At 65.4% G+C, this 24,202-nt stretch carries 23 protein-coding genes; 13 read left to right on the top strand and 10 right to left on the bottom strand.

Translation table 11 applies throughout. From position 1 onward, the window contains the following. Positions 1–25: 25 nt before the first annotated feature. Complete coding sequence (locus ACSQ8Y_RS11950; protein WP_436266689.1) at positions 26–931, top strand: LysR family transcriptional regulator; 906 nt, start codon at positions 26–28, stop codon at positions 929–931. Positions 932–958: 27 nt separating this feature from the next. On the opposite strand, the gene ACSQ8Y_RS11945 is transcribed toward ACSQ8Y_RS11950, so the two are convergent. The 3 genes from ACSQ8Y_RS11945 to ACSQ8Y_RS11935 form a co-directional block, all read right to left on the bottom strand. After that, positions 959–1,288: a hypothetical protein gene (locus ACSQ8Y_RS11945; RefSeq protein WP_436266688.1), complete on the bottom strand. Its 330-nt coding sequence runs from the start codon at positions 1,286–1,288 to the stop codon at positions 959–961. An 86-nt stretch (positions 1,289–1,374) separates the two neighbouring features. After that, a complete protein-coding gene (locus tag ACSQ8Y_RS11940) occupies positions 1,375–2,643 on the bottom strand; it encodes a S8 family peptidase (RefSeq protein WP_436266687.1) in 1,269 nt (422 codons plus the stop codon). A gap of 188 nt (positions 2,644–2,831) precedes the next feature. After that, complete coding sequence (locus tag ACSQ8Y_RS11935; protein WP_436266686.1) at positions 2,832–3,344, bottom strand: winged helix-turn-helix transcriptional regulator; 513 nt, start codon at positions 3,342–3,344, stop codon at positions 2,832–2,834. Between the two features lie 84 nt (positions 3,345–3,428). Here ACSQ8Y_RS11935 and ACSQ8Y_RS11930 point away from each other — a divergent pair, with 84 nt between their 5' ends. Next, the gene (locus ACSQ8Y_RS11930) at positions 3,429–4,610 is read left to right on the top strand and encodes an MFS transporter (protein ID WP_436266685.1); all 1,182 of its coding nucleotides are present in this window, start codon (positions 3,429–3,431) and stop codon (positions 4,608–4,610) included. 109 nt (positions 4,611–4,719) lie between these two features. Here the strand turns inward: ACSQ8Y_RS11930 and asd are convergent, their stop codons facing one another. Then, positions 4,720–5,565 carry an archaetidylserine decarboxylase gene (gene asd / locus ACSQ8Y_RS11925; RefSeq protein ID WP_436266684.1) on the bottom strand — a complete coding sequence of 282 codons (846 nt, stop codon included), beginning with the start codon at positions 5,563–5,565 and terminating at the stop codon, positions 4,720–4,722. Between the two features lie 232 nt (positions 5,566–5,797). Here asd and ACSQ8Y_RS11920 point away from each other — a divergent pair, with 232 nt between their 5' ends. The 3 genes from ACSQ8Y_RS11920 to ACSQ8Y_RS11910 are packed head-to-tail and all read left to right on the top strand — an operon-like array spanning position 5,798 to position 9,464. Further along, a complete protein-coding gene (locus ACSQ8Y_RS11920; RefSeq protein WP_436266683.1) occupies positions 5,798–6,250 on the top strand; it encodes a hypothetical protein in 453 nt (150 codons plus the stop codon). Then, entirely contained in the window at positions 6,247–8,541 is a 2,295-nt protein-coding gene (locus tag ACSQ8Y_RS11915) for a GAF domain-containing protein (RefSeq protein ID WP_436266682.1), read from the top strand. Before ACSQ8Y_RS11920 ends, ACSQ8Y_RS11915 begins: the two co-directional genes overlap by 4 nt. Continuing rightward, on the top strand, positions 8,541–9,464 hold the full coding sequence (locus ACSQ8Y_RS11910; protein WP_436266680.1) for a LysR family transcriptional regulator: 924 nt from the start codon (positions 8,541–8,543) through the stop codon (positions 9,462–9,464). The genes ACSQ8Y_RS11915 and ACSQ8Y_RS11910 overlap by 1 nt, the downstream gene beginning before the upstream one ends. A 6-nt stretch (positions 9,465–9,470) precedes the next feature. Here ACSQ8Y_RS11910 and ACSQ8Y_RS11905 read toward each other — a convergent pair whose 3' ends face one another. From ACSQ8Y_RS11905 to ACSQ8Y_RS11895, 3 genes are all read right to left on the bottom strand, one after another. Continuing rightward, a complete protein-coding gene (locus tag ACSQ8Y_RS11905; RefSeq protein WP_436266679.1) occupies positions 9,471–9,674 on the bottom strand; it encodes a hypothetical protein in 204 nt (67 codons plus the stop codon). Then, positions 9,671–9,934: a hypothetical protein gene (locus ACSQ8Y_RS11900; protein ID WP_436266678.1), complete on the bottom strand. Its 264-nt coding sequence runs from the start codon at positions 9,932–9,934 to the stop codon at positions 9,671–9,673. The genes ACSQ8Y_RS11905 and ACSQ8Y_RS11900 overlap by 4 nt, the downstream gene beginning before the upstream one ends. 102 nt (positions 9,935–10,036) lie before the next feature. Next, positions 10,037–10,885: an aldo/keto reductase gene (locus ACSQ8Y_RS11895; protein ID WP_436266677.1), complete on the bottom strand. Its 849-nt coding sequence runs from the start codon at positions 10,883–10,885 to the stop codon at positions 10,037–10,039. A 157-nt stretch (positions 10,886–11,042) separates the two neighbouring features. Between ACSQ8Y_RS11895 and ACSQ8Y_RS11890 the strand changes: the two genes are divergently transcribed. The 4 genes from ACSQ8Y_RS11890 (at position 11,043) to ACSQ8Y_RS11875 (ending at position 15,767) form a co-directional block, all read left to right on the top strand. Then, positions 11,043–13,118: a TonB-dependent receptor family protein gene (locus ACSQ8Y_RS11890; RefSeq protein WP_436266676.1), complete on the top strand. Its 2,076-nt coding sequence runs from the start codon at positions 11,043–11,045 to the stop codon at positions 13,116–13,118. Between the two features lie 13 nt (positions 13,119–13,131). After that, positions 13,132–14,241: a PepSY-associated TM helix domain-containing protein gene (locus tag ACSQ8Y_RS11885; protein ID WP_436266675.1), complete on the top strand. Its 1,110-nt coding sequence runs from the start codon at positions 13,132–13,134 to the stop codon at positions 14,239–14,241. Between the two features lie 150 nt (positions 14,242–14,391). Then, a complete protein-coding gene (locus tag ACSQ8Y_RS11880; protein WP_436266674.1) occupies positions 14,392–14,685 on the top strand; it encodes an H-NS histone family protein in 294 nt (97 codons plus the stop codon). Positions 14,686–15,152: 467 nt separating this feature from the next. Then, positions 15,153–15,767: an LON peptidase substrate-binding domain-containing protein gene (locus ACSQ8Y_RS11875; protein WP_436266673.1), complete on the top strand. Its 615-nt coding sequence runs from the start codon at positions 15,153–15,155 to the stop codon at positions 15,765–15,767. A gap of 22 nt (positions 15,768–15,789) precedes the next feature. Here the strand turns inward: ACSQ8Y_RS11875 and ACSQ8Y_RS11870 are convergent, their stop codons facing one another. After that, complete coding sequence (locus ACSQ8Y_RS11870) at positions 15,790–16,749, bottom strand: DMT family transporter (RefSeq protein ID WP_436266672.1); 960 nt, start codon at positions 16,747–16,749, stop codon at positions 15,790–15,792. A gap of 127 nt (positions 16,750–16,876) precedes the next feature. On the opposite strand from ACSQ8Y_RS11870, the gene ACSQ8Y_RS11865 reads away from it, so the two are divergent. The 3 genes from ACSQ8Y_RS11865 to ACSQ8Y_RS11855 are packed head-to-tail and all read left to right on the top strand — an operon-like array spanning position 16,877 to position 20,227. Then, a complete protein-coding gene (locus tag ACSQ8Y_RS11865) occupies positions 16,877–18,238 on the top strand; it encodes an erythromycin esterase family protein (protein ID WP_436266671.1) in 1,362 nt (453 codons plus the stop codon). Positions 18,239–18,246: 8 nt separating this feature from the next. Beyond that, entirely contained in the window at positions 18,247–19,287 is a 1,041-nt protein-coding gene (locus ACSQ8Y_RS11860) for a chemotaxis protein CheB (protein ID WP_436266670.1), read from the top strand. Positions 19,288–19,336: 49 nt separating this feature from the next. Beyond that, entirely contained in the window at positions 19,337–20,227 is an 891-nt protein-coding gene (locus ACSQ8Y_RS11855) for an alpha/beta hydrolase (RefSeq protein ID WP_436266669.1), read from the top strand. On the opposite strand, the gene ACSQ8Y_RS11850 is transcribed toward ACSQ8Y_RS11855, so the two are convergent. Further along, on the bottom strand, positions 20,216–20,692 hold the full coding sequence (locus ACSQ8Y_RS11850) for a DUF1294 domain-containing protein (protein WP_436266668.1): 477 nt from the start codon (positions 20,690–20,692) through the stop codon (positions 20,216–20,218). The two genes, ACSQ8Y_RS11855 and ACSQ8Y_RS11850, sit on opposite strands and share 12 nt — an antisense overlap. 6 nt (positions 20,693–20,698) lie before the next feature. Beyond that, positions 20,699–21,721, bottom strand: a complete 1,023-nt coding sequence (gene trpS / locus ACSQ8Y_RS11845; RefSeq protein ID WP_436266667.1) for a tryptophan--tRNA ligase — start codon at positions 21,719–21,721, stop codon at positions 20,699–20,701. Between the two features lie 360 nt (positions 21,722–22,081). On the opposite strand from trpS, the gene ACSQ8Y_RS11840 reads away from it, so the two are divergent. Continuing rightward, positions 22,082–24,022, top strand: coding sequence for a CocE/NonD family hydrolase (locus tag ACSQ8Y_RS11840; protein ID WP_436266666.1), 1,941 nt, complete (start codon positions 22,082–22,084; stop codon positions 24,020–24,022). Positions 24,023–24,202: the final 180 nt, after the last annotated feature.

Genomic DNA, 24,202 nt, shown 5'->3' with positions numbered 1-24,202 from the left:
CGGGCATACACAGCATGGAAACTTTATGGCGGATATCGACCCCGGCGACTTGCTCCTGTTCGCCCGGATAGTGGAGTGCGGCAGTTTCAGCGCGGCGGCCGAGCGGGTGCAGCAGCCGAAATCGACCGTGTCGCGGCGCTTGTCGCTACTCGAGGCGCAGCTGGGCGAACGCCTGCTGCAGCGCACGACGCGGCGCCTGGTGCTCACCGAGTTCGGCGCCAGCCTGCTGGAGCACGCGCGCAAGGTGACGGAAGAGACGGAGGCGGCGGGGGCGCTGGCCCAGCACCGCCAGCAGGCGCCCAGCGGCCTGCTGCGGGTGTCCATGCCCGGCGACTTCGCCAACTACGCGATGGGCGCGCTGATGGCGCGTTTCATGGAAATGTATCCGGCCATCTCGCTGGAGGTGGACTTGTCGCCGCGCCGCGTGGACCTGGTGGCCGAGGGTTTCGACCTGGCCATCCGCATGGGCAAGCTGCCGGACGATTCCACTTTGGCCGCGCGCGCGGTCGTCATCAGCAAGCACGGGCTGTACGCTGCGCCCGGCTACACGACGTATCGCGGCCTGCCGGAGCATCCCGACGACCTGTACAAACACGACCTGCTTAGCCTGCCGCCCAAGCAAAACGGCATGATACGCTGGAAGCTTTTGCGCGGCAAAACGGAGTGGGAGAGGGAACTGCCGGTGCGCATGCTGGCCAACTCGCCCGAGCTGCTGGTGCGCATGGCTTGCACCGGCATCGGCATCGCCGCCAGCACGGAGATGTTTGCCAAGAGTTTCCTCGACAGCGGCCAGCTGGTGCGCGTGCTGCCGGAATGGAGCTTCCCGCCGGTGACGGGCTGGGCCGTTTTCCCGGGCCGCAGGCTGATGCCGGCCAAGACCAGGGTCTTCCTCGATATGCTGGAAACGCTGGGCGGCGGGCAAACAGGCTAAACCCCCCGGGCCGAAGCGAAACCCGGACTAGAGTGTGGCAGGGCGTTTGCGGACCGGGGCGATGAGTTCGGGAGCCGCTGCGTCGTTCGGCAACACCTGGGCGACTTCCTTGCAACGGGCGAGCGCGTCGATGAACTCGGTGGAGGCACGCACGCTGAATGAATGCAGGTTCTCGAAGATGGAGGACGAGGCCGGTTGCAGACCGGTTTTTTCCGTGGCGCTGTGCAGGACGGCGCTGGCCATTTTCTTGCTCTGCGCCGGGCTGGGCAAGCTGTCGCCGGCCAGCGGACGCAATACGACGACAGCTTCCACCAGTGCGGGTGCCGCTTTGCCCTGCTTGGTAGTGGACGTAGCCATAAGGTCATACCTCGCTTCGATGTCGTGATGCAGTTCGAAGCATACACCCTTTGCCATCCCGCCGCCTGCCGTCCCGGCAAGCCGCGTCACAGCAGCGAGAGGGCCTTTACCCCGTCGGGCAAGCCCCGGTTGGCGCGGGAAGGCAGCATGCCCGGCTTCAGGCTGCAGGACATGAAGATGGCGGCCTCGATTTCGGCAATCGATTTGCCCGGCCTGGCTTGCATCAGGAGCGCGGCGAGGCCGGCGATGTGCGGCGTTGCCATCGACGACCCCGACATCTCCTTGTAGCTGCCGCCCGGCACGCAGGAGACGACGTCGACTCCCGGGCCGACCACGTCCGGCACCAATGGATCGGCCTTGCGCAGGAAGCGCTGGCTGCCGCTGAAATCGGCGATCAGGCCGTCCTCCTGCATGGCGCCGACGGACAAGGCCTCGGCATAGTTGCCCGGGTAGCGGCTGGTCCCGGCCCCTTCGTTGCCGATGGCAAAGACGGGCAGGACATTGCGTGCCCGCAGAATACGCGTCAGGAACAGAAAGGTATCCTTGGTGCCGATCAGGCCCAGCGACATGCTGAGCACGCGCACCCGCTGGCCTACCGCCCAGTTCATGCCGCCGAGGATACGGGCCAGCACATTGCCCCCTTCTATGACCATGGCGCTGGCCAAGCTCGCCTCCGGTGCGACGCCAAAGCTGACGCCGTTGACCGGCCGTCCAGCAATCGTGCCTGCCGTGTGGGTGCCATGTTCGTCCGAGTCCCTCGGTTTGGCTTTCGCCAGCTGATTGCCCAGCGCGTCGAACTCCGCATACTTCTTGACCGCGCCGGACAGGGCGGGGTGGGACGCGTCCACGCCGGTGTCCAGGTGGCCGATCAGGATGCCCTTGCCCTTGTAGCCCTGCTTGTGCAGCACATCGACGCCCAGTGCGCGCAAGCCCCAGGTGTAGCCGTTTTTCGGCGCAGCCGCCGCGCTGGCGACCGGCTTGATCAGCCGCAGTTGCGGCGCCTCGATCACTGCGGCGACGCTGTCTTCCTTGCGCAGCGCCGCCAGCCCCGCGCGGTCGACAACGCCGAGCGCGATGCCCAGGTGCGGATAAAACCGGACTTTCGAGTCCGGCGGAGACGCGGTGCCCAGGGCCAGCGCCGAGGGCTCGCGCGATTTGATGCGGGGTGTTTTCAGGGACTTCGTCGCCTTCAGCTGTTCCAGCAGCGCATTGTCCTGGGAGAACGGCGATGTCTTGAAATGGCGGGCGACCTTTTGCGGCGCAGTGGCCGCCGCCGCCGTTTCCTGCTTGGCCGGCTTCAGCACCACCATCACTTCTGCGATGCCGGTGGATTTCAGACTGGATGCGATGCTCATGACGGTCCCCTCGTTTGCAGGCAGGCACCGACGTTAGCATGGATGGCAGGATGATAATAGATCTTTGCCACAAAAGTAGCAAAAACACAACCATGCTTTCTCACCGCTGGCGCTGGAACGTGCAGCGAGGCCTACGGGCAACAGATCGACGCAGCGGATCGACGCAGCAGATTGACGCAACAGATGGCCTAAGGGTCGCTGCTTCCAAGCACCGCCAGATTGCGGGCCTTGATCCGGTCTCTGGTAGCGTCGGTCGCGCCTGGCCCCGGCGCCATGCGCACATCGCGGAAGCCGAGCACGCGCCCGTCGGCCGACAGGGGGCCTGCCGGTCCCAGCGGCTGGTCCGAGCCGCGCTCGACAAAGCGCACCGACGGCCCGCCGTCGCCAGCGGCCCATTTGTCGCCCCACTGGAGCAAGGCCATCAACACCGGGAACAGTTCCTCGCCCTTGGGCGTGAGCCGGTAGCCCTGGCGGCGCTCGCTGTCGCCCAGCGCCGATTTTTCCAGTATGCCCAGTTCGGTCAACCGTTTGAGGCGGCTGGTCAGGATGTTGCGGGCGATGCCCAGCCGGTCCTGGAACTCGTCGAAGCGGGTCGTGCCCAGCGTGCATTCGCGAATGATCAGCAAGCTCCACCATTCGCCGACCTGGTCGAGCGCGCGGGCTATTGAACAATTCATGCCATCGAAAGTTTTACGTTGCATACGCCGATTCTAAACAAGTCAGTTGCGTTATGCAACTTCGTCTGCTACAGTTTCATTATGAAACTAATTTAAAGGAGTAGGACCATGGATCGTCGCTTGCTCGTGCTTGCCGCCGGTATGTTCGCTATCGGCACGGACAGCTTTGTCGTCGCCGGCATTCTTCCCGAAGTCTCGAAGTCGCTCGGCGTGCCGATCAGCGTCGCCGGCCAGATGGTGACGCTATATGCGCTGAGTTATGCGCTGCTCTCGCCGGTCATCGCCGCCACGGCCGCGCATTGGCCGCGCAAGCGCCTGCTGCTGGCCGGCCTGGCCGTGTTTGTGCTTGGAAATTTCGTGACGGCGATCGCGCCGAGCATCGAATGGGTGCTGGCGAGCCGGCTGATCGCCGGCCTGGGGGCGGCCATGTTCAGCCCGACCGCGACGGCGGCAGGCGCCTCGCTGGTGCCGCCCGAGAAGCGCGCCCACGCGCTGGCCATCGTGATTGCCGGCCTGACCAGCGCCACCGCGCTCGGTTCGCCCATGGGAACCTTCATCGGCGGCCTGGGCGACTGGCGCTACACGATGTGGTTCGTGACCGCCATCGGCCTGGCCGCCAGCGTCGCTGTGGCCTTCTTGCTGCCCAAGCTTCCCGCCTTGCCCGCCGTGACGCTGCGCCAGCGTCTGGCGCCGCTGCAGGACCGTCGTGTGCTGCTGACGCTGTTGACCACGCTGACTGCCTACGCCGGCCTGTTCGCGGTCTACACCTATATCGGCGTGACATTTGACCGCGCCACCGGCGGCAAGCCGGACGCGCTGGCCGGCCTGCTGTTGCTGTGGGGCCTGGCTGCGACGGCCGGCAATCTGGTGGCGGGGAAATTGACCGACCGCTTCGGCAGCCGGGCCATCATTTACGGCGCCATCGCGCTCGGAGCCGTCGACTTCGCGCTCTTGCCATGGGCGTCGGCCCACTACTGGAGCGCGGCCGTGGCCATCGTCATATGGGGTGTGTGTGGCTGGGGTATGCTGGTGCCGCAGCAGCACCGCTTGATCGGCCTAGCGCCGACTTCCGCGCCGCTGCTGCTCGGCCTGAATTCGGCGGCGCTGTATATCGGCGTGTCGCTGGCAGGGGTGCTAGGCGCCGCGAGCATCAGCTTGCTCGACCGCCACCAGATCGGCTTGGTTGGCGCGGCCTTGCTGGCAGTGGCATTCATCGTTGCGCAGCAGGCGGACCGGCTGATCCGCAAGGACCTGGCCGGCGCACGGGCGCTTGGCGCCGCAATGAATTAAGCCGCCTACGTTAAGCAACCTACGTCAAGCAACCTACGTCAAGCAGCCTACGTCAAGCGGCCTACGTCAAGCCGCCTACGTCAAGCCGCCTACTTGCCGGCCTGTTCCATTATTTCAGGTTGGCCATGGCTTCGCCCAGCCGCACAGGGCCGGCGGGCTGCCACGCCGCGTTGAAATGCAGCTTGTCCTTGGGGAACAGCATGACGACGGTCGAACCCAGCAGGAAGCGGCCCATTTCTTCGCCCTTCTTCAATACGATGTCCTTGTCGCCGTAGGTCCATTCCTGCACCGAGGAGCGGCGTGGCGGATTGACCACGCCGTGCCACACGGTGGCCATGCTGCCGACGATGGTGGCGCCGACCAGCGTCATGACGAAGGGGCCGTGGGCGGTGTCGAATACGCACACCACGCGTTCGTTGCGGGCGAACAGGCCCGGAATGCCGCGTGCCGTGGTCGGGTTGACCGAGAACAGCTCGCCCGGCACGTAGATCATGCGCGTCAGCTTGCCGTCGCACGGCATGTGGATGCGGTGGTAGTCGCGCGGGCTCAGGTAGAGGTTGGCGAAGCTGCCGTGCTGGAATTGCGCGGCCAGTTCCTGGTCGCCGCCGACCAGCGCGGTGGTGCTGAATTTGTGGCCCTTGGCCTGGAAGATCTGGTCGTCCTCGATCGCGCCGAACTGGCTGATGCGGCCGTCCACCGGGCAGATGAAGTCGGCGTCGGCCAGCGGCCGCGCGTCCGGGCGCAGCGCGCGGGTGAAGAATTCGTTGAAGGAGTGGTAGCTGGCGATGTCCGAATTCGCCGCCTCGGCCATGTTGACGTCGTAGCGGCCCACAAACCAGCGTATCAGCCGGGTTGTCATGGCGCCGCCTTTCGCGCCGGCCACCCGGCCGGCGAAGTTGGTCAGCGCGCCCTTGGGCAGCAGGTATTGCGGCAGTACAGCTAGACGATCGGACACAGTTATCACACCTATCAATATAGACGAATGCGCATTATAACGAAGCAGCACGCCGCGGGGAGAATTTCCGAGCTAGTACACGGTCCAAAACACCGCCTGCACCAGGCGCCCTGGCTGCCTTGGCGCCAAGCCAGGATAGCAAGGAAGGCTGCGTATCCGGCGCGCAGCAGGCGTACCGGCTCCGGGCCTGTTCCCCGTTTTCCGCAGCGGCGCCGGATGGTATGATTGCTGAATGACAAAAACCACCACCGCCGCTCTGCCAGCCGAGGCCCCGGATGCCCTCGGCCTGGCCCTGTCCGAGGTGCGCGACCTGCAGCGCACCGTGGTTGTGCTGCGCGCCGAGCTGGAGCAGGCCCACCATGAGCGCCAGCGCCAGGTGCAGGATGCGCTGGCGGCCGCGCACAACGAAGCGCAGCAGGTGCGTGCGACGGTGATGTCGCTGCGCGACACGCTGGAGCAGGCCAATATGGAGCGCGACGCCGCCGTCAAGAACGCGCTGGCGGGCTCGATCGCCGAGATCGCGCAATTGCGCGACACCGTCACCGTGCTGCGCGAGCAGCTCGAGCGGCTGACCCACGAGCACGCCGCCGCGCTGCAAAGCGCCGCCACCGCGCACCGCGGCGAAGTGCTGCAGCTGCATGAGACCATACGCGCGCTGCGCACCGCACTGGAAGCGCACGCATGATCCAGATGGACAAGAACGCGGACAAATTCGTGGCCGACGCCGCCGCCGGCGCGCAAACCCGCCGCCTGCGCAAGGTCGAGCTGCTGCTGGAAGTGTCGCGCCGCATGGCCGCCTACGACACGCTGGACGAGATCCTCACCGCGCTGGTGGAGGTGACCACCGAGGAACTGGGCGCCGAACGCGGCACGCTGTTCCTGAACGACTCGGAAACCAATGAGCTGTTCTCGCGCATCGCGCAGGGTGAAACCCAGCGCGAGATCCGCTTCCTGAACACGTCCGGCATCGCCGGCCACGTGTTTACCACCGGCGAGCCGCTGATGATCGCCGACGCCTACGCCGACGAGCGCTTCAACCGCGCCATCGACGAGCAGACCGGTTTCGTCACGCGCAACATCCTGTGCGTGCCGATCCGCACCTTCAAGGGCGAGATCATCGGCGTGTCGCAGACGCTGAACAAGACGCGGGGAAAATTCACCCGCAAGGACCTGGAATTGCTGGAGGCGCTGACGACGCAAGGCACGCTGGCGCTGCAAAGCGCGCGCTTCCTGGAGAGCATGAAAAAAGTGCGGCGCCAGGAGATGGAGTTCATCGACGTGGTGTCCGAGGTCACCGCCGACATCAAGCTGGGCTCGCTGCTGCAGCGCGTGATGGGCGAGGCCACGCGCCTGCTCAACGCCGAGCGCTCGACCTTGTTCCTGAACGACGAGAAGACCGGCGAGCTGTGGTCCGAGGTGGGGCAGGGCCTGGAGTCGATGCAGATCCGGCTGCCCAACAACGCAGGCATCGCTGGCGCCGTCTTCACGTCCGGGAAAACCATCAACATCCCCTACGCCTACGCGGACCTGCGCTTCAACCCGGCCTTCGACAAGCGCACCGGCTACTTCACCCGTTCCATCTTGTGCGTGCCCATCGTCAACAAGAACGGCAAGACCATAGGCGTGACCCAGGTGCTGAACAAGCGCGGCGGCCCCTTCAGCACGGAAGACGAGTCGCGCCTGCGCGCCTTCACGGCGCAGATCTCCATCGCGCTGGAAAACGCCAAGCTGTTCGCCGACGTGCAGCAGATGAAGAACTACAACGAGGCCATGCTGGAGTCGATGTCGAACGGCGTGATCACGCTGGACGGGCAGGAGAACATCGTCACCTGCAACGCCGCCGGCCTGCGCATCCTGCGTGTGGAGTCGGCCGCGGTGCTGGGCCGCCAGGCGGCCGATTTCTTCGCCGGCGCCAATTCCTGGGTGCTCGACAAGCTGCGCCGGGTCGAGGAACACCAGTCCGCCGAACATCTGATGGACGCGCCGTTGATCGTCGGCGAGGACACGATCTCGGTCAACTTCAACGTCCAGCCGCTGCTGTCGATGGAGAAGAAGCGCATCGGCTGGATGCTGATGCTCGAGGATATCTCCAGCGAAAAACGCTTGAAAGCGACCATGTCGCGCTATATGGACCCCGGCATCGCCGACCAGATGGTGGCCAACGGCGCCGAGATGCTGGGCGGAAAGAACGTCAACGCCACGGTGCTGTTCTCGGACGTGCGCAGCTTCACCACCATCACCGAGCAGCTCGGCGCGCAGGGCACGGTGGCGCTGCTGAACGAATATTTCACGATGATGGTCGATTGCATCCAGCGCGAAGAAGGCATGCTGGACAAGTTCATCGGCGACGCCATCATGGCCGCTTTCGGCATTCCGGTGCCGCACGAGGACGACGCCGACCGCGCTGTGCGCACCGCCATCGCCATGATGACCGAGCTGCGCGCCTGGAACCAGGTACGCGTGCGCGACGGCAAGCTGGCGGTCGACATCGGCATCGGCCTGAATTCGGACCAGGTGGTGTCGGGCAATATCGGCTCCAAGAAGCGCATGGACTACACCATCATCGGCGACGGCGTGAACCTGGCCGCGCGGCTGGAATCGGCCTGCAAGCAGTACGGCGCCCACATCCTGATCAGCGAACTCACCTACCGCGCGCTGCGCGGCACCTACCGCGTGCGCGAACTGGACACGGTGGTGGTGCAGGGCAAGACCAAGCCGGTATCGATCTACGAGGTGATGGATTACCACACCGAGGACAGTTATCCGCACCTGATCGACGCCATGGGGCTGTTCCGCAACGGCATCATCAACTACCGCAGGCGCAAGTGGGCGGCGGCGCGCAAGCTGTTCGAGGAAGTGCAGGCGCTCAACCCCGCCGACAAGGCGGCCGCGCTCTACATCGAGCGTTGCCTGCGCCTGGCCGCCGAGCCGCCGCCGGACGACTGGGACGGCACTTACGTCATGCAGAGCAAGTGATGAAGATCCCGCGGAGCACGCTGGAGCAGTGGCAGGTGCTGCAAGCCATCGTCGAATGCGGCGGCTACGCGCAGGCGGCCGAGGCGCTGCACCGCAGCCAGTCTTCGGTCAGCTACATGGTGGCCAAGCTGCAGGAGCAGCTCGGCATCGAACTGCTGGAAATCGACGGCCGCCGCGCCAGGCTGACGCGGAACGGCGAAACGCTGCTGCGCAAGGCGCGCGAACTGCTGGACGACGCCTTCCAGCTGGAGGAGCTGGCCGCCAGCCTGAACGAAGGCTGGGAGTCCGAGTTGCGTTTCGCGGTCGACAGCCTGTTCCCCAGCGAGCTGCTGATCGAGATCCTGCAGGCCTTCGAGCCGCTGGCGCGGCACACCCGCGTGAACCTGGAGGAAACCATCCTGTCCGCCTCGGACGACGTGCTGCGCGAAAAGCGCGCCGACGTGGTGATCGCCAACTACGTGCCCAGCGGTTTCCTGGGGGATGCTTTGCTCGACATCGAATTCCTCGCGGTGGCCCATCCCGGCCATCCGCTGCACGGCCTGGGCCGCGACCTGAACGAGGACGACCTGGAGCGCCACCTGCACATCGTCGTGCGCGACGGCGGCGCCACGGCCTCGCGCGATTTCGGCTGGCTCAACACCAGCCAGCGCTGGACCGTGACCAGCCCGGCCACGCGCACCGAGATGGTGTGCGCCGGCCTGGGCTTCGGCTGGATGGCCACGCACAAGATCCAGCCGCAGCTCGCGTCCGGCCTGCTGAAGCCATTGCCGCTGAGGATAGGGCAGAAGCGCAAGCTGTCGCTGTCGCTCATCATCGCCAACGCCGAACGGCCGGGGCCGGCGGCCTGCCAGCTGGTCAGCATCATCCGCAGCGTCATCGCGCGCCACTGCAAATACAAAGCCGGCGGCTGCCCGGCGATTTAGCCGCCTTTAGCCTGCCTGCTCGATGCCCTGTTTCTGCAGTGCCGGTTCGTCGTCCTTACCGAAGAAGATGGCATCTTCTTCCGCCGCCAGCTTATATTGCAGACGAGTATATTCAACCGCCCCCCTCACTGCACCCACCAGGGGAGCGAAATACAGTTTTGGGGTTTGCTTGGCGGAATGCCAGAAAATTTCTGCGAAAGTTCGTTTCATTTTAACATCTCCTTCAGAGCCCTCCACGTGTGGGCTCCCAATAGTCCCAGGTAAAGTATTGCGCCGGTGATGATCGTGGCATAGTCCAGCATTGTTAGTAACCACAAGGTAAAGGAAGGGACGTTGAGGCGTTCCAGCTGCCTTACCAAAATACCCATGCCGGCCGCTGTGGCGCCAAACAGCAAAAAGATCACAGTTGCATTACCTATATGACTGGCGATCAATGCGCATGGTTCCCACCATTTTCTGGATTTTTTCAAGGAGGTCTCCCGACGCGCAAGGCGCGCAGCTCCCCCAGTATCAGCCTAAGCTGTAGTTGGGAGCATGCGTTGCATCAGGTGATTGCGGGGAACCTTTTGGAATCAGCGCATCGCCAGCGGGCTGCGGCGGCCGGGACGGGGGAATCCCTGGTCCAGTTCGGCGAGGTCCTCGGTCGTCAGGGCGATGTCCAGCGCGGCGCGGTTCTGGCGGATGTGGTCGGGATTGGCGGCCTTGGGGATGACGATCACACCTTCCTGCCCCAGCAGCCAGGCCAGCGCGATCTGCGCCGGGGTGGCGCCGTGGCGGCGCGCGACGGACTGCAGGCTGCGGTTGTCCAGCATGGCGCGCTGTTCCAGCGCCGACGATTCCAGCGGCGAATACGCCATCAGCGGCACCTGCTGCTGTTGCGACCACGGCAGCAAGTCCCATTCGATGCCGCGCTTGGCCAGGTTGTACAGCACCTGGTTGGCGGCGATTTCGCCCCCGCCCGGCAGCGCGCGTGCCTGGCGCATGTCGTCCAGGTCGAAATTGCTGACGCCATAGGCGGCGATCTTGCCGGCCCGCTGCAGGGCCATGAAGCCCTCCAGCGTTTCCGCCAGCGGCACCGAACCGCGCCAGTGCAGCAGGTACAGGTCGATCTGCTCGACCCCGAGCCGCTTCAGGCTGCGCTCGCAGGCCGCCCGGACGCCCGCCCTCGTCGCGTTGTGCGGGTAGACCTTACTTACCAGGTAGGCTTCATCGCGCCGCCCGGCGATCGCCTCGCCCACCACTTCTTCGCTGCCGCCGTCTGCGTACATTTCGGCCGTGTCGATCAGCGTCATGCCCAGATCCATACCGAGGCGCAAGGCGGCCACTTCGTGGGCCCGGTAGATCGCCTCCTCACCCATATTCCAGGTACCCTGGCCCAGCACCGGGATCGCCTTGCCCGACAATAAACCCACAGTTCGCATAGCTGGTCTCCATTCAATGCTGGTCTGTTTGCAATTATGGCATTGCTGACCGCCCGGCGGCGTCTTCCATGTGCAGCGAGTCCTGTCCAAAACGGTAATTGAGAACTATTCTCACTAATGTTATCATGCGGATCTTCCGAATTATTGCTTAGAAAAAATGTCCAACGCTCCCGTTTTCCAGCGACGCGCCATCGCCGCAGCCTGTTTGCAGCTGATTTCGCTGCTCATTTCCGCCACCGCGTTTTCCCAGGAAACGCCGATTGAAACCGTGCAGGTCACCGGCAACTGGCTCGGCTCCGGCCAGCAGAGCCTGAAGACCTTCGGCGGCGCGCGCAGCGTCGTCAAGCGCGAGGACATCCAGCTCTCCGGCGCCGACAGCATCAGCGACGTGCTGCGCGCCATCCCCGGCGTGCAGATCACCGACAACTCGTCCAGCGGCGGCAGCGCGGTGTCGCTGAACATCGGCGTGCGCGGCCTGGAAGGGCGCTACTCGCCGCGTTCCACCGTGCTGCTGGACGGCGTGCCGGTCTCGGTCGCACCCTACGGCCAGCCGCAGCTGTCGTTCGCGCCGGTGTCGCTGGCCAATATCGATGCCATCGACGTGGTGCGCGGCGGCGGCGCGGTGCGCTACGGCCCGCAGAACGTGGGCGGCATCATCAACTTCAAGACCCGCGCCATCCCGTCCAAGGACATGGCCTTGGACGCGTCCGTGCGCTACAACCGCTACGAAGGCGGCAACAGCAGCGCCCAGTACAGCGCCTTCGTCGGCGGCCGCTCGGAAGGGGGCCTGGGCGTGGCCATGCTGTACTCCGGCGTGGAAGGCGACGGCTACCGCGCCCACAGCCGCGACTCGCTGAACGACTTCGCGCTGAAATTCAGCTACCCGCTGTCGGCCACCGCTGAACTGAACGCCAAGCTGTCCTACTACGACGTCAAATCGGAAACGCCGGGCGGCCTGACCACGGCCCAGTACGCGGCCGACCCGTCCGCGTCCTTCCGCAACGGCGACTTCTGGGACGGTACCCGCAAGGGTGTGGATCTGAGCTATATCAATTCCCTGTCGGACACGCGGGAAGTGGAAGTGCGCACTTATTTCAACCAGAGCGCACGCCAGAGCATGCTGGCCAACGGCTTCGACGGCGCCGCCACGCAAAGCGCCAACAGCCCGCGCCACTACAATGTGTTCGGCTTCGAGCCGCGCTACACGCAACGCCTGAACTGGGGGGCGGTGCGCAACGACATCACGGTGGGCTACCGCTACCTGCAGGAGCGCGCCGACGAGAAGAACGTCAACATCAAGCTGAGCAACGGCGCCCGCACGGAAACCCGCAACTCCGAAAACAGCACCGACGCGCACGCCTTCTACATCGACGACCAGATCGCCTTCGGCCGTTGGCGCGTGACGCCCGGCCTGCGCTACGAGCACATCAAGATGGGCCGGACCAATGTGCTGAACGGCTTCGAACAGGAGAGCACCAACACCAAGGCGCTGCCGTCGGTGAACGTTTCCTACCTGCTGGACAGCGCCACCACCGTGTTCGCCAACTACAACACCTCTTTCGGCAGCATCCAGCACTTGCAGCTGAACCTGCAAAGCTCGGCCGACGCGCTGCAGCCTGAAACGGCCAAGACGGTGGAACTGGGCGCGCGCTACGCCGCCAAGGGCTGGCAGCTGGAAGCGACCGCCTTCAACCTGGACTTCTCGAACCAGATCGTGTTCCTGAACAAGGCGCCGGTGTTCTACCAGAACCTGGGCAAGACCCGCCACCGCGGCCTGGAAACCCGTGCCGAGTACGCCTTCGACAAGAGCGGCAAGCTGGCCGGCCTGAGCGCCTACGCCACCTACGCCTACACCAAGGCCACGCAAGGACAGGGCACTTACGCCGGCAACGACGTGCCGTTCTACTCGCGCACCGTGGACGCGCAGGGCGCGCGCTACAAGCTGGGCGGCCTGGTGTTCGACCTGAACACCACCCACCAGTCCAGGCAGTACGCCGACGACGCCAACACCGTGGCCGAAAGCGCCAATGGCGCGCTGGGCGTGATCCCGGGCTACCGTCTGTGGAACAGCAGCGTCACCTATGCGATCCCTGGCGAGCAGCGTTTCGAAGTGCAGGCCGGCGTGAATAACCTGGCCGACAAGCGCAGCTTCACCCGCACCACCGACGTGAACCAGGGCAAGCTGGCCGGCGCGTCGCGCATGGTGTACCTGCAGTTGCGCGCCGCATTCTAAGCCGGGTCCGCCGATGCGCCAGAAACTTCGCCCGGCCATGAGCTGGCTGCACCGTTGGGCCGGCATGACGCTTGGCCTGCTGTTCGTACTGATGGGCTTGAGCGGCAGCTTGCTGGTGTTCGAGCATGAGCTGGACGAAGCGCTCAATCCGCAGCTGTTCCATGGCGGCGGCTGCGCCGCGCCGCTGGATGTGGATACGGTGGCGGCCAAGGTGCAGGCGCAGTGGCCGAAGGCCAAGGTCGGCTTCGTCTACCTGCCGCGCCACGAGGGCGGCAGCTACCGTGTCACGTTCAAGGCGCCGGGCATGGAAGCCGGCGAAGCCATGCTGGATGCCTGCAGCGGCGCGTTGCTGGGCAGCCGCGACCGCGCCGCCGTCGGCCTGGGCGCGCAGCAGTGGATGCCGATGCTGCAGACCTGGCACCTGAATATGTTCCAGGGCAAGCCCGGCCGCATCGCGCAGGGCTATATCGGGGCGGCGGTCGCCGTGCTGCTGCTGGTGGGTTTGTACCTGGCATGGCCGAGGCAGGGCCATTGGCTGCGCGCGCTGCGCATCCGGCTGAACCAGAACGCCTACCGCAGCAATTACGACCTGCATCGCTCCATCGGCCTGCTGGCCCTGGTGCCCCTGCTGGCGCTGGCGCTGACCGGCTTCTACAACGGCTTGCCCGAAGCCGGACGCAGCCTGGTGGCCAGCGTGGCCGAAGTCGGTGCCGAGCGCCGCAATATCGCCATGCCGGCGTTGGAAAAAGGCGAGCAGGCTATTTCGTGGAACGCGGTGCAAGCGGCCGCCGCGCCTTATTTGCGCGACGGTACTTCCCTGGTCGGTATTTCCCGTCAGCCCGATAAAGGACTATTTATCGCGCGCTTGCGCCGTGCCGACGACTGGCAGCGTACCGGCACCCTGCGTTTATACATCGATATGCGCAATGCCAGGATCCTGGAAACCATCAATCCCTTATCCGGCAAAGGCGGCGACCGCTTCATCGCAAGCTTGTATCCATTGCATTCGGGTCAACTCGGCGGCGCGTCGGTAAAATGGCTGGTGGCCTTGGCCGGATTGCTGCCGGCACTCTTCTTTATAACCGGCGTCAGCACCTGGATACTGCGCCGTAAAAAGAAATAAACTCGCGAAACGTGGAAAATACGCATCGGCTTTCATATTTCGCTAGAATACAGGTGCGATCCTGTGGTAAATTGCGGCTTGAATTCTCACAGATTGTCACTCCGGCTTCACGGGAGATTCGCTTATCAACCAATTAGGAAGAGTTGAGTCATGACCACATATCAGGAATACCAGGCAAAAATCGCTGAACTGCAGAACTTGGCGGAATCGGCACGCCGCGACGAGCTGAACTCGGCCAAAGAAAAGATCGCAGCCATTATGCGTGAACACGGCCTGACCCTGGCAGACCTGGCTGGTACGGCCAAACCTGCAAAAGTAAGCAAACCGCGCGCTCCGGTGCCGATGAAGTACCGCGACACCGCAACCGGCCAAACCTGGACCGGCCGTGGCCGCGCTCCAAAATGGCTGGAAGGTAAAAGCAAGGAAGACTTCCTGATTAAATAAGAACTACTTCGGTAATTCTTGAAAAATATCCGGTACATCCCTCGGGGGTGTGCCGGATATTTTCGTTTTGGAGCGGTAAATAAAGGCTGGCGCGAATACCCCCAGCTTGTCGTTGCACACCGGCGGACCGGCGCGCAGGGCTCGGCGCCTCGCGGGAACCCATGCTCCTCTGGGCATGCGCCGTATGGATTCCCGCCTTCGCGGGAATGACACGATTCGGATGTTTTACAAGCTTCCCTAAAGGGTGGCGGCTAATGCGGCGGCACGCGGCCAGATGCAATCACGCTCCCACTGCAGCGTATCCATACCTTGTACACAAGGGGCATCATCGGTTTTCCGCCCTTATAGCGCTACCATGCTTGCGGCGCGTTATTTGGTGTGGCTTTCGCCATGAAAGGCCGTTTGATCTAGCGCAAGTCTTGGAATTTTGCTCGGCGGCACGACACAATTCGTGCGATCATTACGGGATGCCATCTATACCACTTTTCCCCCTCAATACAGTGCTCTTTCCGGACGGACATTTGCCATTGCAGGTGTTCGAAGTCCGTTACCTGGACCTGGTTAAGAAATGCATCGCCAAGTCCGAGGAATTCGGCGTGGTGGCATTGGCTTCGGGCAGCGAAGTGCAGCGCCCTGAGCAGCATGAGGAATTAACGGAGATAGGCACCATGGCGCGCATCGTCGACTGGAACTCGCCGCTGTCCGGCCTGCTGCAGCTGACCTGTGTCGGCACCCAGCGCTTCCGCATCAACTCGGCCTCCCAGCTCAAGCATGGTTTGTGGATGGGCGAAGTGGACATGCTGGAAGCGGACCTGGAGGTACCCGTGCCCGCCGAGCAGCAGGACGTGGCCAACGCGCTGGGCGCGGTGATCCGTTCGCTGCAGAAGCGCCAGTTGCCGTCGACCCAGATGCCGCTGCTGCCGCCTTACAAGCTGGACGATTCCGGCTGGGTGGCCAACCGCTGGTGCGAACTGCTGCGCATGACGCCGAGCCAGAAGCAGCTGCTGATGGCGCAGCAAAACCCCATCCTGCGGCTGGAACTGGTGCAGGACGTGCTGTGCGAGAACGGCCTGCTGGAATAGCAGGACAAGCAAGGCGCAGTCATCAAGGCGGCGTCACTTCGTCCTCCATCGCGTGCACGCGCACCGACCACATCACGCCGGCCGTCAGCAGCACGATGGCCGCGCCTTCCAGCATCCGCGGCCACTGGCCCTTGTAGATAAAGCCGTACAGCAGCGCGAACAAGGTCTCGAACAGGATCAGCTGGCCGGACAGGGTGACCGGCACGCGCCGGCTGGCGATATTCCACAGGTGGTTGCCGATCACCGATGCGCCCAGCGCAAGCAGGGCATTGGTGATCCAGAACCTGGTCCAGTCGCGTCCGCTGGCCGCGCCCGCCGCGCCCAGCACGTCCCCATGCCACACGGCCAATGCCGCCGCGCCGATCAGCAGCGCGATCAGGCCGCTCGACAGACCGTACAGCGCCGACCATTCGGCGCTCGTGAAATGCGGATTGCGTTTCAGGTAACGCGCGTTGTCCAGCGTGTACCAGCTCCAGCACAGCAAGGCGCCGGTGGCGCACAGCACGCCGAGCAAGGTGCGCCAGACGCCGCCCCTGCTCCCCGCCGCGCCGGCGTGCATGAACACGTCCACGTTGATGCAGGCTATGCCCGCCGCCACCACCAGCAGCGGCAGCGCCAGTTGGCGCAGCGGCACGGCGCCATGGTCCTTGCGGCCCATCAGCGTGACCGAGATCGGCAGCACGCCGATGATCAGCGAAGTCGGCGCCACGCCCGCCAGCTTGACGCCGAGGGCGAGCAGCATGTAATAGACGATGTTGCCGGACAGCGCGTGGCGAAGCAGCGCGGCGTAGTCGCTGCGGTCCAGCCGGCCAAACAGATTGCCCAGGCGCGGCAGCATCAGCCCGAACGCGATGGCCCCGTAGGCGATGTAGCGGCCCACCGCCATCTCGACCGGCGAGAACGCCGCCAGCAACTCCGGCACGATAAACACCATGCCCCACATGGCCCCGGCCAGCAGGCCGCACAGAACACCGTTCCACATCGTTGTGATTTCCATTTTGCAAGGGCGACAGTGTCTCACAGCGCGCGCGCCTGCGCGAGGGCAGCGGTGCGTCGCGGCGACGGCAATGCGGATACGATGCTGAAAACGGCTGGAGATGGAGCGCATCATGACGGAAGCGGCTAAGCTGGCGATCACCCAAGCACTGCGCGGCGAACTGCGCCCGCTGGCGGACGATCCCCATTTCGACTACCTGCTCGGCTGCATCGGCGACGCCAGCATCGTACTGCTGGGCGAAGCCACGCACGGCACGCAGGAGTTCTACCGGCTGCGCACGGAAATCAGCAAGCGCCTGATCGTCGAGCGCGGCTTCGACGCCATCGCCGTCGAGGCGGACTGGCCGGATGCGCTGCGTGTGAGCCGCTACGTGCAGCACGCCGACGGCGACAGCTCGGCGGACGGCGCCTTGTCCGGCTTCCAGCGCTTTCCGCAGTGGATGTGGCGCAACACCGAGGTGGTGGCGCTGGTGGACTGGATGCGCGCCCATAACGCGCACGCCGGCGACCGCGCGCGGCGGGCCGGCTTCTACGGGCTGGACCTCTACAGCCTGCGCAAATCCATGCACGCGGTGATCGCCTATCTGGACAAGGCCGACCCGGCCGCCGCACGCCGCGCGCGCGAGCGCTACGCCTGCTTCGACCACATCGCGGAAGACCCGCAGCACTACGGCTACGCCACCACCTTCGGCATGACGCCGGACTGCGAGGAGGAAGTGCTGCGCCAGTTGCGCGAGATGAACGCCGAGGCTGCGCTGTACACGGCGCGGCCCGGCGACGCGGTCCCGGACGAACTGTTCTACGCACAGCAGAACGCGCGCGTGGCGCGCAACGCCGAGGTGTATTACCGCGCCATGTTCCAGCGCGGCGACGCATCCTGGAATGTGCGCGACACCCACATGGCCGACACGCTGCACGCGCTGCGCCAGCACCTGACGCTGCGCAACGGCAAGCCGGCCCGCATCGTCGTGTGGGCCCACAATTCCCACCTGGGCGACGCGCGCGCCACCGAGATGGGCGAGGGCGGCCAGCTCAACCTGGGCCAGCTGGTGCGTGAAAACTATGCGCAGGGCGAGTCCTTCCTGCTCGGCTTCACCACCCATATCGGCACCGTCACGGCCGCCAGCGAATGGGACGGACCGGCCGAGTTGAAACCGGTGGTGCCGTCGCGCCACGACAGCGTCGAGCGCCTGCTGCACGGCGCGCGGGCCGGGCTGGAGGCCAACGAGTTCCTGCTGCCGCTGCGCGGCCACGACAGCGCCCTGGCGCGCGTGCCGGCGCCGCTGCTGGAGCGCGCCATCGGCGTGGTCTACCGGCCCGACACCGAGCGCCATAGCCACTACTTCCATGCCGACGCCGCCAGCCAGTTCGACGCGCTGATCCACGTCGACCGCAGCACGGCGGTGCGGCCGCTGGAGCGCTCCGCCTACTGGAGCGACGCCGAAGTACCTGAGACGTATCCCTCCGGGCTATGAGCGCGGCCGTGGACAAGCTGGTCGTCATCGGCACGTCGGCGGGCGGGGTGGAGGCGCTCAAGCGGGTATTGTCCGCGCTGCCGGCGGACTTTCCGGCGGCGGTGCTGGTGGTGATGCATATCGGCGCGCGTGAAAGCGCGCTGCCCTCGCTGCTGCGCAAATACTGCGCGCTGCAGGTGCGCCATGCGCGCGACGGTGAACTGCTGGCGCAGCCGGTGGTGCTGGTGGCGCCGCCCGACCGCCACTTGATCGTCGTGCGCGACGGCCCGGTCGGCCGCCTCCACCTGACCGCCGGGCCGATGGAAAACTACACCCGTCCCGCCGTCGATCCCTTGTTCCGCTCGGCCGCCGCCGCGTTCCGGCGCGGCGTGACCGGCGTCATCCTCACCGGCTATCTGGACGACGGGACGGCGGGGCTGCAGGCGGTGAAAGCCTGCGGCGGCACCGCCATCGTGCAGGACCCGGCCGAGGCGTTCGCGCCCGGCATGCCCGCCAGCGCACTCGAGAATGTGGCGGTTGACTACAATCTGAAGCTCGACGATATCGGTCCTGAGCTGGCCAGGCTGGCCAGCATGCCGCTTCCGCCGGACCGCAAGGAAGCCGCCATGTCGCCGAAACCGCCACTCGCCATCGCCCCGGACGCGCCGCCCGCCACGCCCGACTGGATACGCATAGAAAACCTGTACGCCAGCGGCAAGGGCACCCTGCGCGACCTGGAGCAGGTGGCCGTGCCGACCACCTTTACCTGCCCCGAATGCAGCGGCACGCTGTGGAAGCTGCGCGACGCCAGTCCGGCCCGCTTCCGCTGTCACACCGGGCACAGCTTCACCGCGCAGGCATTGGACGAAACGCAGGACCGCGCGGTCGAAGAAGCCATGTGGTCGGCGATCCGCGCACTGAACGAGAAGGAAGAATTGGCGCGGCGCCTCGCCGGGGAAGCCGGCACGCGCCGGCTGAGCCGGGCCGAGGGCGACTACCTGGAGCGGGCCGACGCGGCCAGGCACGCGGCCACGGTACTGCGCGGCCTGCTGCTGCACGATCAGGTTTAGCGCACGCCGTCCTGCTATCATTGCTGTTTTAATATTGGCGGCCACGGCTATGCGCACAGCGCGAACCCGCTCGATCATGCTCGTGCTTGGCGGCCTGGCCGCGAGCCTTGCCGTGCTTGCCGCCACTGGCGAGGCGCTCAGTTGGCCCGCTACGCACGCCGTAGGCGCTGCGCCAGCCGACCTTGGCGCACGCGATGTCTTGCTGCCCCTGGCCATCCCCGCTCCCCCCGCTGCCCCCCGTCACGTCGCAGGCTGGTTTGCGCCCGGCAAGGCCGGCGCGGGTGCCGTACTGCTACTGCATGGGGTGCGCGCAGACCGCCGCTCCATGCTGGCGCGGGCGCGCTTTCTTCGCCAGGCCGGCTACGCCGTGCTGCTGCTGGACCTGCCGTCGCACGGCGAGAGCAGCGGCGAGCGCATCGCGTTCGGATGGCGCGAAGCGGAGGGTGTGAAAGCCGCGATGGCGTATTTGAGGCAGGAGTTGCCGGGCGAAAAGATCGGCGTCATCGGCGTGTCGCTGGGCGCGGCGTCCTTGCTGTATTCCGGCGAGCAGCCCGACGCTGCCGTGCTCGAATCGATGTACCCCACGATTACCGACGCGGTCGCGGACCGCCTGCAGGCGCGCCTCGGTCCGCTGGGCCGCGCGGCGGCGCCGCTGCTGCTGTGGCAGTTGCCGCTACGGCTGGGCGTCAGCGCGGGCCAGCTGGCACCTATCGAGCGCATGGCCGGCTTCAATGCGCCGGTGCTGATAGCCTCGGGCGTGGACGATCTGCACACGACTGCCGCCGAAACGCGCCGCATCTACGACGCCGCGCCCGGCGACAAACAGCTCTGGTTGGCCGAAGGCGCGGGGCACGTGGATCTGCACGGGCATGCGGCAATGGAGTATGAACGCCTGGTGACAGCCTTCATGGCGCGCCACCTGCGCGCGTCAGGCCTGTAGCTGCGCCAGCCAGCCGAAAGCAGCCATGTTGACGGCGACCGTGGCCCAGAACGCGAGCTGGAACGAGGTCTTGCCGGATTTGTGGCGCAGCCATTGCTGCGCCAGGATGGCGCCCGGCCAGCCGCAGCACAGGCCAAGCAGCAGCAGGGTGCTCTCGGGCGTGCGCCAGCGTCCCGCCTTGGCGGCGGATTTGTCGACCGCGTAGAAGATGAAGCAGAGCACGCTGGCCCCGGCGTACAGCATGCCGGGCCAGGCGGGCAGGCGCCACAGCAGGATGGCCACCAGGTAAAGCAGGGCGAACGCGCCGATGGCAAGGTAAGCGGCGCCGCCGCGCGTGCCTTTGCCCGCGTCCGGCACGCCGGCCCCCGAGGCACCGCGCGCGCCGCCGCTTGTCCTGGCGCCGCGCGCGCCACCGGCAGCTTTCGCGCTGCGGCTGCGCGCGCTTGAAGCGTCGCCTTTGGCCATGCGGCCTTAGAAGTAGCTCAGGCCGAGGGCGGCCTTCACTTCATCGGCAGTCCTGGCCGCGACTTCGCGGGCCTTGGCCGTGCCTTCCTTCAGGATCTGCATGACCTGGCCCTTGTCCTTGGCGAATTCCTCGCGGCGGGCGCGGATAGGCGCCAGCATCTCCTGCAGCACCACTTCCAGGCGTTTCTTGACGATGCTGTCGCCCAGGCCGCCGCGCACGTAATGCGCTTTCATTTCTTCCAGCGCCGCTTTCTCGGTGTCGAACGCGTCCAGGTAGATGAAGGCGACGTTGCCCTCCAGGTGGCCGGGGTCCTGCACGCGCAGGTGCAGCGGGTCTGTGTAGACCTTCTTCACGGCGGCGGTGATCTCGTCGGCGGTCGCGCCCAGGTTGATCGTGTTGCCCAGCGACTTGCTCATCTTGGCCTTGCCGTCGATGCCGGGCAGGCGGCCGATTTCAGGCACCAGCGCCTTGCACTCGACCAGGATCTCGCGGTCGGCCAGCCGGTTGAACTTGCGCACGATCTCGTTGGTCTGCTCGATCATCGGGATCTGGTCCTCGCCCACCGGCACCAGCGAGGCCTTGAACGCCGAAATGTCGGCCGCCTGGCTGGCAGGGTAGGTCAGGAAGCCGGCCGGGATGTCGCGCTCGAAGCCGCGCAGGATGATCTCCTGCTTCACGGTCGGGTTGCGCTCCAGGCGCGCCACGGTCACCATGTTCAGGTAATAAAAGGTCAGTTCGGCCAGTTCCGGGATCTGCGACTGGATCAGGATGGTCGACTTGGCCGGGTCGATGCCCACGGCCAGGTAGTCCAGCGCCACCTCCACCACATTGCGGTGCACCTTGCCGGTGTCTTCCATGTTGTCGGTCAGCGCCTGCGAGTCGGCCAGCATGATGAACTGCTGGTAGTCGTGCTGGTAAGTCACGCGGTTGCGCAGGCTGCCGACGTAATGGCCCAGGTGCAGCGGACCGGTCGGGCGGTCGCCGGTCAGTATAACGGACGGGGTGGTGGGCGTTGCAGGCTGGCTCATACGGATTCCTTGGGGTTCCTGTTGTCGCCCCGCACGATGCGCCAAGAAAAACGCCACCCTGCGAAGGCGGCGTTGACTAAATACTCACATCACTGTGCAGCGGCCGCGCTATGTCAGCGGGGCCACCAATTCAGGCAGAAGCGATGCGGTTGGATAAAATTCATGCCCGTATGGTTGCAGTTTGCCGCCGCCCTGTCAAGTTGAGCGGCAGCAACGCCTGCGGGCGCGGCGCGGCGGGGGGGGGCGGCGGGGGCGCGCATGGAAACAATGGCCTGCAAAACTGCGTTACAAAAGTCGCGTTGCGCAGGGACAAGCAGTTGACTACCATGGCCCGCTATTCATCGTCCCGGAGACCGACCCATGCGCACGCCTTCCCTCGTCCAGCTGCCGGCGCTCGCCGCGCTATCGCTGCTGATCTCGTCCGCCCTGGCGCAAACGCCGCCGATGGCCCCGGACATTCCAGCCAGCTTCACGGCGCCGGACGCCAATGCCGACTACGAAAAACGGGTGGTCATGGTGCCGATGCGCGACGGCGTCAAGCTGTACACGGTGATCGTGCTGCCCAAGGGCGCGCAGCGCGCCCCCATCATGCTGACCCGTACGCCGTACAACGCCGCGCGCCGGGCGCAGCGCAATGTCAGCCCCAGCATCCGCGCCACGCTGCCGCAGGGCGACGAGACCCTGATCGACGCAGGCTACATCCGCGTGTTCCAGGATGTGCGCGGCAAATACGGCTCCGAAGGCGATTATGTGATGACCCGCCCCTTGCGCGGCCCGCTCAACGGCACCCGCGTCGACCACGCCACCGACGCCTGGGACACCATAGAATGGCTGACCAAAAACGTGCCCGAGACGAACGGCAAGGTCGGCATGCTGGGCTCCTCTTACGAAGGCTTCACCGTCATGATGGCGCTGATGGACCCGCATCCGGCGCTCAAGGTGGCGGTGCCGATGAGCGCCATGGTGGACGGCTGGCGCGGCGACGACTGGTTCCACAACGGCGCCTTCCGCCTGCCCAGCCTGCCCTATATCGGCGGCCAGACCTCGGTCAAAGGGCGCGGCGAAGCGGTGGCCGACGGCTATTACGACGACTACACCGCCTTCCTGAACGCCGGTTCGGCGGGCGACTACGCCAGGAAGTTCGGCCTGGACCGCCTGAACTACACCAGGAAGCTCTTCGAGCACCCGTCGTACGACGGCTATTGGCAAGGCCAGGCCATCGACAAGCTGATCGCCGGCCGCAAGCTGACCGTGCCGACCATGCACGTGGTGGGGCAGTGGGACCAGGAAGACATCTACGGCCCTTATGCCGCCTACGCCGCGATGGAGCCGCAGGACAAGGCCAACAAGCTCAATTACCTGGTGATAGGCCCATGGCGGCACAGCGGTGTGAACTACGACGGCTCGAATCTGGGCGCCATTAAATTTACCGGCGACACCGCGCTCGAATTCCGCCGCGACGTGATGCAGCCCTTCCTCAACCAGTACCTGAAGGATGGCGCGCCGGCTGCGGACACGCCGCCAGTACTGAGCTACCAGAGCGGCAGCAACCGCTGGCAGCGCTTGCCGCAGTGGCCGCAGTCCTGCGCCAGCGGCTGCCCGGCGGCATCCAAAGCGATCTACTTGCAGGACGGCTTCAAGCTCGGTTTCGACGCGCCGAAAGCCGGGGCCGAGTTCGACGAATACGTCTCGGACCCGGCCAAGCCGGTACCCTTCGTCCCACGCCCCGTGCGCATGAACGACGAGAACGTGTGGAAACCCTGGCTGGTCAGCGACCAGCGTTTCACGTCCGACCGCCCGGACGTGCTGACCTATGTGACCGAGCCGCTGAAGGCGCCGCTGCAACTGTCCGGCCAGCCGATGGTGAATTTGTTCGCCGCCACCAGCGGCACCGACGCCGACTGGGTCGTCAAGCTGATCGACGTCTATCCGGACGAAATGCCGTCGCAGCCGGAGCTGGGCGGCTACCAGCAGGGGCTGTCGATGGAGATCTTCCGCGGCCGCTACCGCAACAGCCTGGAACGCGCCGAAGCGATCCCGGCGAACAAGGTCGAGCGCTACCGCTACGCGCTGCCGAATGTGAACCATGTGTTCCTGAAAGGCCACCGCGTGATGGTGCAGATCCAGTCGTCCTGGTTCCCGCTGTATGACCGCAACCCGCAGCGCTTCGTGCCCAACATCTTCCACGCGCAGCCTGCGGACTACATCAAAGCCACCCAGCGCATCTACCACGCGCCGGCGGCGGCCAGCGCGATCGAACTGCCGGTGGTGGAAAGCCAGCAAGACCGGGACCGGTGGTAACGGCCTCCGGACGCTGGCGAAATCGTCCTTGCCTGGCCGGCAGTTTCGGGTAAATCGGTAAATCTTCCAATTGCACTGGACAGCCTATGCAGCGGATCAAGCCCTGTCCGCTTGGAAGGTGCCTTAATGCAACACCTTGATTGACAATTACCGACCGCAGGCACAGAGTCAGCCTTGACA

The sequence above is a fragment of the Pseudoduganella sp. LjRoot289 genome (assembly GCF_964252925.1).
GTDB lineage: Bacteria > Pseudomonadota > Gammaproteobacteria > Burkholderiales > Burkholderiaceae_D > Rugamonas.
Note: the sequence above shows the minus strand (reverse complement) of the source record. Positions and strands in the feature narration are given on the sequence as shown.

What these genes read in the sequence shown, in the direction of transcription:
- ACSQ8Y_RS11950 (WP_436266689.1), top strand. Translation starts at nt 26, where the DNA reads ATGGCGGATATCGACCCCGGCGACTTGCTCCTGTTCGCCCGGATAGTG.
- ACSQ8Y_RS11945 (WP_436266688.1), bottom strand. Translation starts at nt 1,288, where the DNA reads ATGGCTACGTCCACTACCAAGCAGGGCAAAGCGGCACCCGCACTGGTG.
- ACSQ8Y_RS11940 (WP_436266687.1), bottom strand. Translation starts at nt 2,643, where the DNA reads ATGAGCATCGCATCCAGTCTGAAATCCACCGGCATCGCAGAAGTGATG.
- ACSQ8Y_RS11935 (WP_436266686.1), bottom strand. Translation starts at nt 3,344, where the DNA reads ATGCAACGTAAAACTTTCGATGGCATGAATTGTTCAATAGCCCGCGCG.
- ACSQ8Y_RS11930 (WP_436266685.1), top strand. Translation starts at nt 3,429, where the DNA reads ATGGATCGTCGCTTGCTCGTGCTTGCCGCCGGTATGTTCGCTATCGGC.
- ACSQ8Y_RS11920 (WP_436266683.1), top strand. Translation starts at nt 5,798, where the DNA reads ATGACAAAAACCACCACCGCCGCTCTGCCAGCCGAGGCCCCGGATGCC.
- ACSQ8Y_RS11915 (WP_436266682.1), top strand. Translation starts at nt 6,247, where the DNA reads ATGATCCAGATGGACAAGAACGCGGACAAATTCGTGGCCGACGCCGCC.
- ACSQ8Y_RS11910 (WP_436266680.1), top strand. Translation starts at nt 8,541, where the DNA reads ATGAAGATCCCGCGGAGCACGCTGGAGCAGTGGCAGGTGCTGCAAGCC.
- ACSQ8Y_RS11905 (WP_436266679.1), bottom strand. Translation starts at nt 9,674, where the DNA reads ATGAAACGAACTTTCGCAGAAATTTTCTGGCATTCCGCCAAGCAAACC.
- ACSQ8Y_RS11895 (WP_436266677.1), bottom strand. Translation starts at nt 10,885, where the DNA reads ATGCGAACTGTGGGTTTATTGTCGGGCAAGGCGATCCCGGTGCTGGGC.
- ACSQ8Y_RS11890 (WP_436266676.1), top strand. Translation starts at nt 11,043, where the DNA reads ATGTCCAACGCTCCCGTTTTCCAGCGACGCGCCATCGCCGCAGCCTGT.
- ACSQ8Y_RS11885 (WP_436266675.1), top strand. Translation starts at nt 13,132, where the DNA reads ATGCGCCAGAAACTTCGCCCGGCCATGAGCTGGCTGCACCGTTGGGCC.
- ACSQ8Y_RS11880 (WP_436266674.1), top strand. Translation starts at nt 14,392, where the DNA reads ATGACCACATATCAGGAATACCAGGCAAAAATCGCTGAACTGCAGAAC.
- ACSQ8Y_RS11875 (WP_436266673.1), top strand. Translation starts at nt 15,153, where the DNA reads ATGCCATCTATACCACTTTTCCCCCTCAATACAGTGCTCTTTCCGGAC.
- ACSQ8Y_RS11870 (WP_436266672.1), bottom strand. Translation starts at nt 16,749, where the DNA reads ATGTGGAACGGTGTTCTGTGCGGCCTGCTGGCCGGGGCCATGTGGGGC.
- ACSQ8Y_RS11865 (WP_436266671.1), top strand. Translation starts at nt 16,877, where the DNA reads ATGACGGAAGCGGCTAAGCTGGCGATCACCCAAGCACTGCGCGGCGAA.
- ACSQ8Y_RS11855 (WP_436266669.1), top strand. Translation starts at nt 19,337, where the DNA reads ATGCGCACAGCGCGAACCCGCTCGATCATGCTCGTGCTTGGCGGCCTG.
- ACSQ8Y_RS11850 (WP_436266668.1), bottom strand. Translation starts at nt 20,692, where the DNA reads ATGGCCAAAGGCGACGCTTCAAGCGCGCGCAGCCGCAGCGCGAAAGCT.
- trpS (WP_436266667.1), bottom strand. Translation starts at nt 21,721, where the DNA reads ATGAGCCAGCCTGCAACGCCCACCACCCCGTCCGTTATACTGACCGGC.
- ACSQ8Y_RS11840 (WP_436266666.1), top strand. Translation starts at nt 22,082, where the DNA reads ATGCGCACGCCTTCCCTCGTCCAGCTGCCGGCGCTCGCCGCGCTATCG.